The 13,526-nt window shown below is 31.0% G+C and carries 12 protein-coding genes; 1 reads left to right on the forward strand and 11 read right to left on the reverse strand.

Features of this window, described 5'->3' with window-relative positions; all coding sequences use genetic code 11:
- Positions 1-63: 63 nt before the first annotated feature.
- The 5 genes from P6922_RS00155 to P6922_RS00175 all read right to left on the reverse strand — a co-directional run bounded on the left by P6922_RS00155 (position 64) and on the right by P6922_RS00175 (position 4,511).
- Positions 64-540, reverse strand: a complete 477-nt coding sequence (locus P6922_RS00155; RefSeq protein ID WP_276873353.1) for a 23S rRNA (pseudouridine(1915)-N(3))-methyltransferase RlmH — start codon at positions 538-540, stop codon at positions 64-66.
- Positions 534-1,655, reverse strand: coding sequence for a S1C family serine protease (locus P6922_RS00160; protein ID WP_276873355.1), 1,122 nt, complete (start codon positions 1,653-1,655; stop codon positions 534-536). The genes P6922_RS00155 and P6922_RS00160 overlap by 7 nt, the downstream gene beginning before the upstream one ends.
- A gap of 113 nt (positions 1,656-1,768) precedes the next feature.
- On the reverse strand, positions 1,769-3,364 hold the full coding sequence (gene rny / locus P6922_RS00165; RefSeq protein WP_052527186.1) for a ribonuclease Y: 1,596 nt from the start codon (positions 3,362-3,364) through the stop codon (positions 1,769-1,771).
- Between the two features lie 132 nt (positions 3,365-3,496).
- Positions 3,497-3,805 (reverse strand): hypothetical protein, encoded by a 309-nt coding sequence (locus tag P6922_RS00170; protein WP_276873357.1) that lies wholly within the window; start codon positions 3,803-3,805, stop codon positions 3,497-3,499.
- A gap of 1 nt (position 3,806) precedes the next feature.
- Complete coding sequence (locus P6922_RS00175) at positions 3,807-4,511, reverse strand: MBL fold metallo-hydrolase (RefSeq protein ID WP_276873359.1); 705 nt, start codon at positions 4,509-4,511, stop codon at positions 3,807-3,809.
- Positions 4,512-4,723: 212 nt separating this feature from the next.
- On the opposite strand from P6922_RS00175, the gene P6922_RS00180 reads away from it, so the two are divergent.
- Positions 4,724-5,350 carry an HD-GYP domain-containing protein gene (locus P6922_RS00180; protein ID WP_007554346.1) on the forward strand — a complete coding sequence of 209 codons (627 nt, stop codon included), beginning with the start codon at positions 4,724-4,726 and terminating at the stop codon, positions 5,348-5,350.
- 127 nt (positions 5,351-5,477) lie between these two features.
- Here the strand turns inward: P6922_RS00180 and P6922_RS00185 are convergent, their stop codons facing one another.
- The 6 genes from P6922_RS00185 to alaS form a co-directional block, all read right to left on the reverse strand.
- A complete protein-coding gene (locus tag P6922_RS00185; protein ID WP_276873362.1) occupies positions 5,478-8,462 on the reverse strand; it encodes an AAA family ATPase in 2,985 nt (994 codons plus the stop codon).
- Complete coding sequence (locus P6922_RS00190) at positions 8,449-9,723, reverse strand: metallophosphoesterase family protein (RefSeq protein WP_276873364.1); 1,275 nt, start codon at positions 9,721-9,723, stop codon at positions 8,449-8,451. Before P6922_RS00190 ends, P6922_RS00185 begins: the two co-directional genes overlap by 14 nt.
- A gap of 132 nt (positions 9,724-9,855) precedes the next feature.
- The gene (locus P6922_RS00195) at positions 9,856-10,125 is read right to left on the reverse strand and encodes a DUF1292 domain-containing protein (protein WP_007555469.1); all 270 of its coding nucleotides are present in this window, start codon (positions 10,123-10,125) and stop codon (positions 9,856-9,858) included.
- Positions 10,115-10,552 (reverse strand): Holliday junction resolvase RuvX, encoded by a 438-nt coding sequence (gene ruvX, locus P6922_RS00200; RefSeq protein WP_007554417.1) that lies wholly within the window; start codon positions 10,550-10,552, stop codon positions 10,115-10,117. The genes P6922_RS00195 and ruvX overlap by 11 nt, the downstream gene beginning before the upstream one ends.
- 1 nt (position 10,553) lies before the next feature.
- Positions 10,554-10,820 carry an IreB family regulatory phosphoprotein gene (locus P6922_RS00205; protein WP_276873365.1) on the reverse strand — a complete coding sequence of 89 codons (267 nt, stop codon included), beginning with the start codon at positions 10,818-10,820 and terminating at the stop codon, positions 10,554-10,556.
- A 13-nt stretch (positions 10,821-10,833) separates the two neighbouring features.
- Positions 10,834-13,443, reverse strand: a complete 2,610-nt coding sequence (gene alaS / locus P6922_RS00210; protein WP_276873368.1) for an alanine--tRNA ligase — start codon at positions 13,441-13,443, stop codon at positions 10,834-10,836.
- Positions 13,444-13,526: the final 83 nt, after the last annotated feature.

Consider the following 13,526-nt stretch of genomic DNA (forward strand, 5'->3'; position numbering starts at 1 on the left):
CTCCAAATTGTAAAAATATATCTTATTTAATTGTACATTATTTTTGATTATTATTATAGTTCTTTATAAGTGGTAAGGCTCATTTTTTATAATTTTTATACTTCTGTATATTTGCTCAACTAATATCAATCTTGCCATTTGATGTGTCAACGTCATTTTACTTAAACATAATTTAAATTTAATATTTTTTCTGATAGTCTCTCCATTACCTAAAGGACCTCCTATAAAAAAATGAAATCTACTTTTACCTGAAATCATTTTATTTTCAAACCATGAAGCCAATTCTTCCGATGACATTTCTTTACCCGATGTATCTAATAATATGCAACAATCTGTATCTTTTAAAGATTTTAATAATTTAATACTTTCTTTTTCCATAACCTGCTTCTTAATTTCTTCAGATTTTTTAGAAAATTTTTCTTCTTCATGTTCAATAATATTCATTTTAGCAAACGGTTTCAAACGTTTAAGGTACTCATCAATACCTTCCTTCATCCATTTTTCTTTTATTTTACCTATTGCAGATATTATAATTACCATTTCAAATTCTCCGGAGATTCGCCCAACTCAACAATTGTTCTTTTTAAAACACCGTCAGATTCATATGTAACATTAATTTTTTCACCGGGAGAATACTTACTTAAAATTTCTCTTATTTCTATAATTTTATTAACCGGTTTATCATTTATCTGCATTAAATAATCTCCGATTTCTATACCCGAAGCATCAATCGGTCCATCTCTGTAAACATTTAATACCAACACACCACCGGCGTCACGACTCCAATCATATCCATATCTATTTGCCAAGTCTTCATCAATCAAAGAAGCACCTAAAAAAGAACGTATAACACGACCGTTTTTAATCAATTGTGATGTAATATCTTTAACTTGATTAATAGGTATTGCAAATCCAATTCCTTCAATTCCTTGCTTTATTATTTTTGAGCTGTTAATACCTATAACTTTTCCATCGACTGTTGCTAAAGCACCACCTGAGTTTCCAGGATTTATAGCAGCATCGGTTTGAATCAACTTAAAACGATGTTCCATATTATCCAATGTTCTGTTCAATGCACTTATTACACCCACAGTTATTGTACCTTTAAACTCCAATCCAAGAGGATTACCTATAGCTATAGCAGTTTCACCTACTTGCAACTGTTCCGAATCACCAAATACAGCTGTAGGTAAATCATCTTGAGTGTCAATTTTAATAACTGCCAAATCGGTTATTGCATCTTTACCTATAACTTTACCGTTAATTGTTTTACCGTTGGATAATAAAACATTTACATCATCACTTCCGGAAACAACATGATTATTAGTTACAATATATCCTTTTTCATCAAAAATAACACCTGAACCTGTACTCTGATTAATTTCAAATTTACGATTAAATATATCACGTCCATAAATTTTAGAAGTAATTCCTACAACTGAAGGCCCTACTTTTTTTACAGCTTCAACTATCGGTGTATTTCTTACGGCAGGAAGCTCTATATTTTCATTTTTGTTAAAATCACTTTTAAATTCATTACTATAAGTATTACCGAAGTAAAATCCGCTAATCCATGCAATAATCAATACAATTATAAACAATAATAAATATTTTAATCTTGCTTTTAAAATTTTATTAAGTATTTGATTTTTCATAACCCCTCCAAATCAAAATATTAATTATATATTTATTCTTTTAATATAACATATTTCTTATTATTTAAATATATAATAAAAGGAACATCTTAATTAAGATGTTCCTTCTATCATTATTTCGCATATCCTGTAGCACGAGTTTCTCTTATAGTAACAACTTTTATTTGTCCCGGATATTGTAATTCATTTTCTATTCTTTTTACTATATCGTGAGATAAAATAATAGCTTGATCTTCTGTTATTTTTTCAGGTTTAACTATAACTCTGAGTTCACGTCCTGCTTGAATTGCATAACAATTATCAACCCCAGGATATGACTTGGCTATATCTTCCAATTTGGTTAAACGTTTAATATAATTTTCCAATGTTTCTCTTCTTGCGCCAGGTCTTGCAGCTGAAATAGCATCCGCTGCCGCAACAAGTACAGCTTCGACACAAGTAGCTTCAGTATCACCATGATGAGATGCTATAGCATTAATTACTTTCGGAGGTTCTTTGTATTTTTTTGCAAGAGCTACACCTAATTCTACATGTGTACCTTCCTGTTCTCTGTCAATAGATTTTCCGATATCGTGGAATAACCCTCCACGTCTTGCCATTTCCGCATCTGCACCGACTTCATCCGCTAAAAGACTGGCAAAAAATGCCGTTTCAACCGAGTGTCGTAATACATTTTGTCCATAACTTGTACGGAATTTCAACCTACCGAGCATTTTTATCATTTCCGGATGAACACCACCGATGTTACATTCCAATACAGCTTCTTCACCGGCTTCTTTAATTTCTTTATCTATATCGTTCTTTGTTTTTTCGACAATTTCTTCAATTCTTGCCGGATGAATACGTCCATCCTTAACCAAACTTTCCAATGCTTGTCTTGCAATTTCTCTACGTATAGGATCGAAACATGACAAAATAACCGCTTCAGGAGTATCATCAATTATTAAATCTACACCTGTTAATGTTTCAATAGCACGAATATTTCGTCCTTCCCTACCTATAATACGTCCTTTCATTTCTTCATTCGGTAATGAAACAACCGATACGGTTGTTTCAGATACCGTATCTGCAGCACTTCTTTGAATAACTGTTGCTAAAATTTCCCTGGCCTTTGTTTCAGCCTTCTCTTTAATCTCATCTTCAGCATTCTTTATTCGAACTGCTTTTTCATGTTCCAATTCATCATCAACTCTGGATAAAATCATGTCTCTTGCTTCATCTTTAGATAATAATGAGATTTCTTCCAGCTTTTTCTCTTGTTGTAAATACAAATCATCGACTTTCTCTTTTTGAAGCTTTACCTGTATTTCACGTTTATTAAGAGAAGTTTCTCTTTGTTCCAAATTTCCACTTCTTAAATCTAAGTTGTTTTCTTTTTGGACCAATCGTTGTTCATAACATTTAAGTTCGTCACGACGTTCACGACTTTCAGCTTCCATATCTTCACGAATTTTATGTATTTCTTCTCTTGTTTGAACTAAAGCTTCTTTACGCATTGTTTCCGCATCATGTACTGCAGAAGACAACATTTTCTTTGCATCTTCAGATATTTGTTTAGCTTTTTCTTCAGCAGAGCCTATTTTGGCCTCTGCCAAATGTTTTCTCAATATATATCCTATAATTGCCCCTACAAAAGCAGCAATTACACAACCGATGATAATAATAAGTAATACTTCATCAATATTCAACCAGTTCACCTCTCTATTCATATAATTTCAATATTCATATCATTTACTATAGACAAAACGCCATCTTTAATTCTAAAATTTTTATATTTTATTGTCAAGATAAATAAATACAATATCCAGCATTAATATGCAAAACAGCTTTATTGTATTTAACTAATCGTTTTTGGAACTTCCTCCACCAAGCATTGACCACATAAGCAACGCACCGAATGCTATCCACGACAAAGATTGTGACATAATATTTAAATCAACTAAAATATTTATAACCGTAAGTCCGAAAATAAAAAGCATATTTGCTCTTATATCACTAAACTTATCTCTTTTTAACAGAATATAAGAAAAAAGCAATATTAATAAATGAACAATTATAACTCCGGGAATAAAAACACTTGCAGGTAACATTTGCAAAATAAAATTTCCCAAAATCATAACTGCCATAATAAATACCCATGTATTAGACATACTATTCTCCTTTATATAAATCTCCTTCTTTAGAAGGAATCCAAACATTCATATTTTTATATTTCCACTTGAATTCATAGGATGGAATCCATTTTTTACCAGACATATGCATAGGTATGACTAAATGCTTCACTTTAATTTGATCTAAAAAATATTTAATTCCCCATTCACTTGCTATTTCAAGTCTTGAGTCTACGGGAAAGAATGCAAAATCTACTTCTTTTTCATTTTGAGATATATTTTTTATTTCTTCAAAAAAATTCTCTCTTGCTTTAGTATTATAAAAATTGTTTTCACTTGCCCAATGCCACCAATTAAGATCTCCGGCATGAAATAAACTGCAATTTTTTAATTTTACAAAATATGAACCACCTATATCTGTAGATCCGTACATCTTGATTTTAAATAAATCATTTTCAAAACTGTCAAATACACTCATACTTACAATTTTAGATTTATCTACATTAAACAATTTGCATTCTGAATGTAAAAAATATAATTTTGCTCGGGCAGAATACTTTGCAATTTCAAAATTAAAATGATCTGAATGCTTATGACTTACAAAAAAATACAAATCCTTATTGTTTTCTTTAATCATATTATCCAAAATATTGTTTTTATCTTTATGATAATCAAATACCATTATACATTCCGAAGTTTCTACTATAAATCCGCTATGATACAAATATGTAATAGATATTTTCATCTTAATATCCTCCATGTCGAATATTATAACATATAATAATTTCGATACATATTTAATAATATAATCTAATATATATTTAAATAAAAATACTATAAAATTTTTCAACTATATAATTTTGATATATCATAAAAAAAACTTTGACTATAAATCTGTTTTTATATAAAATAAAAACAGATTTTAAATACATTTTTTTATTAACTAAGGATGTTACAATGCATAGTTCGTCATTATTTCAATCTTCCTCAGCTTTTAAAAATATACAGGAAGCTCTTGATACCGTAACGTCTTATTTTAGTGATTTATTGCGACTGAAATCACCTGATTTATATGCTCATTCAGTGCGTGTTTCAAATTATGCCGGAGCTACGGCAATATATATGAGACTACCTGCAAATGAAATCACATTAATAAGATATGCGGCATTTTTACATAAAATTGGATATTTGGCACTGCCGAATCAAATATTGAACAAAGCACCTTATTTAAGCAGAAGAGAGCTTTCTCTTTATAAAAAATATCCTGAATTAGGTGCAAACATGCTTGAATCGTGTCCGGGTTGTCAGGATCTTCTGCCTTATATACGTTCTCATCATGAACGATGGGACGGTACCGGTTATCCTAAACATTTAAAGAATGTTAATATTCCGCTCGGTGCACGAATAATAGCCGTTGCAAGTTATTTTGATTCAAATATTTATAGCTCGGCGGATTTTAAACAAAAAACAAAAGCTGAAGTTTCACAAATGATATTCAGCGGTTCAGGTATTTTATTTGATCCGGAAGTAATTACAGCTTTTTTAAAAGTTATATTTCATAGTTGTGATATTTCTGTAAAGTAAAACTCCGATAACTTTGTTCAAACCATGTTATCGGAGTTTTATTTTGTAAATAAAATTGGGGTAAAGAAAATATTTTTACTCCAATTTTTATTATATAAACTTGAAACTATATTTTTAAATAATGTTTTTAATTTATAACACCGGAATTAATATATGTAAACAATCCGGAATTACGCCCCCTTCCTATTTCTTCTGCTATACGCATAGTTTGTTTATGACATGTAAATAAAAATATTTGCTGTTTTTTGCCGAGTTCCATTAAAAATTTTAAAGTTTCCTTTTGTCGCTCTTCATCAAATCTTACAAATATATCATCAAGAACGATAGGCAGTGATTCAACTTGTTCTCCAAACGCTAATGCCAAAGCAAGGCGAATAGCCAAATATACTTGATCTCCTGTACCTGATGACCATATTTTTGACTCTTTTATTTGATTTTTATAATCAATAATTTTTATAGATTTTCCTTTATCATCCAATAAAATTGAATATTTACCTCTTGTCATAGAGTTTAAAAATAAATTTGCTTGTTCCATTACTTTAGGTTGCTTACCTGTTTCATATTTTTTTTGTGCAATTTCAAGTATTTTATCTATATAAAAATATGTTATCCATTCTTCCAGCAAATGTAATATCTTAGATTCTATTTCTTTTTTCTCTTGCAATTTGGTTGTCATTGATTCGTCTTCGGCTAACCTAAATATTTCATTTTCAACAGCACCTGCTTGCATTTGCATATTTCCAAGTTTTTCATTGCCTTTTTTAGTTGATTCTTCAAGAAGTTTATACTCTTTCATCCATTTCTCATATTCATCTTTTTCCAAAAAGCCCCATAATTTATTAAATTCTTCTTCACTGCCTGCATATAAACGTAAATCTTGTCTTACCGCATTCCACTCTTTCATAATCTGATCTTGTTTTTCATATGCATTTACTCTTGCAGCAAATTCTTCAGCATTCTCTGCATTTACGAGTTTAAATAAAGATTGCATACTTTCTTGGCATTTATTCCATTTTTCATTTAATTTTTCAAGTTCATTTTTATAGGATAAATGCTGCTTGTTTCTTTCAAAAACGCTTTGCCATTCTAAATTGCATCTTCTGTTTTCTTCATAAATTTGTAAAATTTCAGCCGGACTTACTTCACATGATTTTCCTGTTGCTTTAATAATGACAGCAGCTCGTTCTTTAAATTCAGATAATTTTTGTTCAATTTGTTCTATTTTAACATCAAGTATTTTACCTTTACCTTGTATTGAATAAATTTTCTGCCATTGTTCTTGTAGTTTTGAAAGATCATCAGCTTTACATTCAGGTAAATTATATTTTAAAAGCCATGCTTTCCAATCTTTATGAATTTCTTCATCTAATTCTTTCAGTTCCTTGCCTTCTTCAATCCATTTATTATATTCAAGTTCTTGTTTTTTTATTGTTTCTTTTTTCCATAAATTTGCTTGTCTTTTTAATTGGTTTTTATAAAAATCCGCACGTTTTTCTTGCATCATGTTATGAAATGCAATCATATCTTCTTCAGACTCAGGTATTTTCCCCGGAAATTCACTTCCCAATATTTTTATTTTTTCTTCTACATCCAATAATTCTTTATTAAATTTATCTTGTTTATTCCTCTTTGAATGTGATTTTTTTCTGTTAACAATAAATGCTGCGCCTGAACAAATAATACATATTATTGCAATATATATTGAAAATACTCCTATAAATGATGTATAAAAAGCAGCTAAGCTCAAAATTGCAAACAATAATAATACTGTACCTATCCAAAACCATATTGTAAATTTATGTTCTTTTTCTTCGTTTAATGTTTGTAAATCATCTTTAATAATTTTTTTCCGATCAACAAATGTCTCTATTTTATTTGCTTTATTTTCAAAATTTTTCCAATCTTCTTCCGTAATAATTTCCGTATCTACAGGTTCCAATGGTTCAATTGTTTCCACTTCGGGTTCACGCTGTTTCCAAAAATGTAATTCATTATCTCTTACAATTACGCTCTGTGAAATTCTTCTGCCTTCTTCCCAATCTACGTTCGTATTTATTTTTTCCGGATTTAACATTGTGTCCCATAAAGAAAGATCATATCCTAGATGCATAAATTGAATTTTCCATTCAGATTTTTGATTTTTCAATTCTTCTGCATCATTAATTGTTTGCTGCCATTGTCCAAGATTTATATATAATTTTTCAAGTTTATCTTGAAGATTTACTAATGGAACTATTTCTTCTTTTTTATATGGTTTATACTCAGATAATTTAACTTTCAAAGCTTCTTGTTGTTCATGTATTACTTTCATATCATTCATCAAACGATTCCATTGTTCTTTACCATTTGATGGAAATACTTTTACTTTTTCACTTAAATCTATTTGTTTTTTAAGTGCTTTTACTCTTTTATAATATTCCCAAGCACCAAGTCTTTTTTCAAGTTTTTTACTTTCTTTTTTTTGATATTCCAACTTATTCTTCAGTTCACTTATCTCACCATTTAACAATTCTTGCTTTTTTTGCAAATCTGAAAAATCTTTTTCTTGTAAAGATAATTTGTCCAGTTCTTCTTCAGTTTCATGCAGTTTATTTAAAAGAGAATTTATTTTTCTTTTTCCTTGAGGAGATGATATAAAAATATTTTCCATTTCTTCTTTAACTATTTTTTTTACATTTGATATTTTATCTCCACCTTGCAACATAAAAAATCTGCTTCTTACGGCATTATCACTTAAAAATGTTGCACCTTGCAAATCTTCCAATCCGATTGCAAATATATTTTCATACATTTTTCTGTTTAAACCATGCCACCATAGAAGCGGTAATTCATCTTCGTTTTTTTTCATTTCCGAATCTAAAAACCACTTTTCTTTTTCTGTTCTATATACTCGATATTTATCACCGTTGTCCCTTATAAAAGACATATTTCCAGATTTACCTTGCCATTTTCCACGATTGTAACCGAATATCATATCTCTTATAAATCTAAGTAAAGTTGTTTTTCCGCTTTCATTAGCACCCATAATTACATTGAGTTCATTAACGGCCGGTTTCCATAAAATATCTTTATATATCCCATATTTTTCTAATTGCAGTTCAGTTATTTTCATTTTCTTCCTCCGCAAGCATTTCGACACCTGCAATTTCAGCTCGTTCAAAAGCGCGAATTAATAACTTTTCATCTATTTTATATATTGATTTTTTTAACTTTTCAAATTCAGGTGATTTATTTAACATATCATTTAAAATTTTTATTTTATCTTCTTTATTCGTCATTTTAATTTCATCATAAGCCGATAAATAATTTCCTACTATATCAGGTAAATTTCTACGTTCTTCCAAATCTATAGATATGTTTGTATAATCATCTATTCTCGCAAAATATGAAAATATATGACGAAAACGTTCTTTATCGTTTAGCATGTGCAATATATATTCTTGCCCGTCTTTTGATGAAACTGCTTTATGTAAGATACCTCTTCCCGTAAAAATTAAACGTATTATGTTTGGTCTACCCGTTTGTTCTCTAAGTAATAATCTTCTTTTTGTTATTTCATTTAATAAATCTTCAGTTTGATTGAATTCTGATATATCTATTGTTAAATCTACCCATCTTAAAGCATCAGTTTCAACAAACTTCGGTGTTACAGTGCCAAAAGCTCCTACATCTACTATATAGCACCCTTTTGCGCCTGTTTCCGTTATATCAAGGCCTTGTATATTACCGGGATATATAATGTAAGGTTTTTCAGAAATTATTTTTCTTTTGTGTATATGTCCTAAAGCCCAATAGTCCATTCCACTTTTTTTTAAATCATTTATTGTACAAGGTGCATATACACCTTCAGATTTGCCTACATCTGTATGTAACATTCCGATAGAAAACAAGTTTTTGTTTTTATTTTTAAATTTTAGTGAAAGATTTTCAGTTATATGTTTTGTTTTAAAACTCATTCCGTATATTGCAGCAACATCTTCTCCGTCTTTTTTTAAGATTACAGATTCTACATCATCAGATGAAAATACATGTACAGATTCAGGTAAAGGTATATCTGCTCTCCATGCTTCTTTCGGATCGTGATTTCCGTGAACTACAAACGTATGTATACCCACCTGTGCTGCACGATATAATTCTCTTGCAAATGCCATTTGTGCAGCTAAACTATGATTTTCACTATTATAAATATCTCCTGATATAAGAATAGCGTCTACACGTGATTCAATAGCAACATCTATTATTTTTTCAAAAGATTTGAATGTAGCTTTATTTATGGCAGATGTCCACGGTCCTGACATTTCAGGACATATTCCGGCAAATGGTTCACCTAGATGTAAATCTGCACAATGAAGAAAAGAAAAATGTTTTCTCATACTTCCTCCTACGAAATTGTTTATATTTATATATTATCATACACTTCATATCAATATATTTAATAATTTTTACAAATTTAAAACTGATCCCAAATTTTGAATTTAAAATCCAATTTTGAGATCAGTATACACTTACATAGCATCGTAAATACTTATCACCGCATCGTATTCTTCGTCTGTTGGAGGAAGATACTCAATTTCTCCAAATTCATCTTCATCCATTCTTGCAAGAATCATATCAAGTTCTTCATTACCGTCTTCAGTTTCCGGAATAGCAACTAAAATTGCAAACTTTTTCCCCATGAAAGGTATTACCGTTTCTTGAACATAATCTTTTTCTTCATTGTCAGGTCCTACAATTGTAACAATAACAGATTCTTCTTGTATTTTTTTATCCATCATTTCCCTTTCTCTTGAATTCCAAATGTCTTAAATATCCTTCTAAAATTACTGTAGCCGCTAATTTATCAATGACTTTTTTTCTCTTTTTTCTACTCATGTCTGCAGATATTAATGTTTTCTGTGCCATAACTGTTGTTAATCGTTCATCCCAAAATGCGCATGGTATATTGGGGAATGCACTTTTCAAATCTTTTACAAAATCTTCTGTGAGTTCTGCACGTATACCTTTTGTACCGTTCATATTTAACGGCATTCCCACTACAATTTCTTTTACATCATAGCTGTCAATTATAGTTTTAAGTCTTTCAAAATCTTTTTCACGCGTACTGTGCCTAATAGTTTCCAATCCCTGTGCTGTCCATCCCATCAGGTCACTTATAGCTACACCTATTGTATGCGAACCCACATCTAACGCCATAATACGCATTTTATAAACCTTTATGTTTTACATAATAACGAACCAACTCTTCAACCAGTTCATCTCTTTCTATACCTGAAATAAGTTTACGTGCATCATGTCTGCTTGTTATATATGTAGGTTCTCCCGATACCAAGTATCCTACAAGTTGAACTGCAGGATTATGTCCGGCGTCTTTAAGAGCACTATATACCTCTTTTAAAACCATAGTTGCCTTAACATTTTCCCCTTCTTCAGCACCTTTACTAAAGAGTATTGTTTGATCTGATACTGACATTTGCATCCCTCCTTTACTTAATCATCGATTCAATAATTTTTTCACTTTCTTTAATTGCATCTTCAACTTTTGAAATATCTTTACCGCCGGCTTGAGCCACTGTAGGCTTTCCACCGCCACCGCCATTACATATTTTTGCTACTTGAGAAACAACTTTACCCATGTGAATTCCTGCTTCTACAGCCTCCTTAGATGCCATACCTACAAAATTTACTTTTCCGTTTGATACCGAACTCAAAACAAAGGCACCTTTGGGTAATTTATCTTTAATCATATCTGCTATTTTTCTAAGTTCATTAATATTATCAGCATGTGCCGTAGATGCAAAGAATGATATGCCATTCTTATTTTTTATATCACTCATCAAACTTGATAATTCACCTTTTGCCTGTTCGTTCTTTAATTTAATAATATCATGTTCAGCTTTTTTCAAATCTCCATTGAGTTTATCAATTTTATTTAAAATTTCTTCTTTTTTACATTTTAATAAAACAGCTGAATTTTCTATCAATTTACGATCATTTACCATTGCTTCATATGCTGATATTCCGGTAAGTGCCACAATTCTTCTAAGGCCAGATCCTATACCGCTTTCGCTTATAATTCTAAATGATCCTACTTCGCCTGTAGTATGCGTGTGACTGCCTCCACATAATTCCAAACTGAAATCTCCAATTCTTACCATACGTACAATTTTACCGTATTTTTCACCGAATAAAGCCAAAGCTCCCGCTTTCCTTGCTTCTTCCAAAGGAACTTCTTTTGTAGTTAAAGTAAGCGATTCCAAAATTTTCTCATTTACAAGTTTTTCTACATCATTAATTTGTTTTGCAGTAAGAGGTTCATTCCAAGTAAAATCAAAACGCAAATGGTCCGGTGCCACCAAAGAACCCGCTTGAGTAGCTTGTTTACCTAATACTTGTCTTAATGCAGCATGCAATAAATGTGTACCTGTATGATTTTTTGCCAAAGCAGCTCTACGAACTCTGTCTACTTTAACTTCAACCACATCATTTACCGAAATTTTACCTTCCGTAATGGTTCCTATAAGATATACAATTCCATCAGGTAATTTTTTTGTGTTGTGAACTTCAAAAACACCGGAAGAATTACGCAGAATACCGATATCTCCCATTTGTCCGCCGCCTTCAGCATGGAAAGGGTTATTTTTCAAAATTACAACTAAATCCTCGCCATCAGTAGCAGATACTATTTCTTCGCCATTTTTACCGAGCATCACAATAGTTGTATCTACATCTTCATCTTTTACGGTGAGATTCTTAGCATCCAATTTAGTCGTATCAGGCGTAAGTACTTTTGCAGAAATTTTTACTCTTGCATTTCTTGCTCTTTCTTTCTGCTTATTCATTGATATTATAAAACCTTCTTTATCAATACTCATACCTTCTTCCTTAGCAATTTCATCAGTCAATTCCCAAGGGAATCCATAAGTATCATAGAGTTTAAATACATATTCTCCTGAAAGCTTATTTATATGTTTTTTCTTACTGTCTTCAATCATTTCTGATAAAAGTTCAGTGCCTGCATTTAATGTCGACTGGAAACGTTCTTCTTCTACACTTGCAACTTTCTTTATAAAATCTCTCTTTTCATACAATTCAGGATACTCAGGTTTCATCATATCCACTACTACATCTACCATACGTCCCATAAACTGTTTTTCAATTCCTATTAATTTACCGAAACGTATGGCCCTGCGTAATACTCTGCGCAATACATATCCGCGACCTTCATTTGAAGGAAGTACACCGTCGGAAATCATATTTGTTATTGCTCTTGCATGATCAGATATAACTTTTAAAGCAACGTCATCTGATTCTTTAACACCATATACTGCACCGGACAATTTTGAAGCTTCTGAAATAATAGGGAAAAACAAATCGGATTCAAAATTGTTTTTCTTTTGTTGCATTACTGCAGCTAATCGCTCCAAACCTGCACCTGTATCTATATTCTTCTTTGCAAGCGGTAAATATGTTCCGTCTTTTTGTCTATCAAATTGACTGAACACCAAATTCCAAATTTCAAGGAAACGATCTCCGTCTCCACCCATTTGATTTGCAGGATCTGTTCCGAAAGATTCACCCTGATCGAAAAATATTTCAGAATCAGGACCGCAAGGACCTTCTCCTATTTCCCAAAAATTATCTTCAAGTCTGTAAATATGATTTTCCGCAACTCCCATATTTTTATGCCAATAATTATATGCATCTTGGTCATCCGGGAAAATTGTTACATATAAACGTTCTTTATCCATCTTAAGAACTTCCGTTAAAAATTCCCAAGCCCACTCAATAGCTTCTTTTTTAAAATAATCTCCAAAAGAGAAGTTACCCAACATTTCAAAAAACGTATGATGCCTTGCAGTACGTCCTACATTTTCTATATCACCTGTTCTTATACATTTTTGACTTGTTGTTATTCTATGACATGGTGGTTCAACTTTACCTGTAAAATAAGGTTTCATAGGAGCCATTCCTGCACCTATCAACAGTAAACTAGGATCATCCTTAGGAATCAATGGAAAACTTTTTAAACGTAAATGATTCTTTTTTTCTTCAAAAAAAGAAAGATATGCTTCTCGAATGTCGTTACCTTTCATTATTTTTCCCCCTGTAAGACAGATTATTATCTTATTATTATACTTCATACTTACCGTTTATAACAAGTAAAATCAGCTATATA

The sequence above is a fragment of the Dialister micraerophilus genome (assembly GCF_947090205.1).
Lineage (GTDB): Bacteria > Bacillota > Negativicutes > Veillonellales > Dialisteraceae > Dialister > Dialister micraerophilus.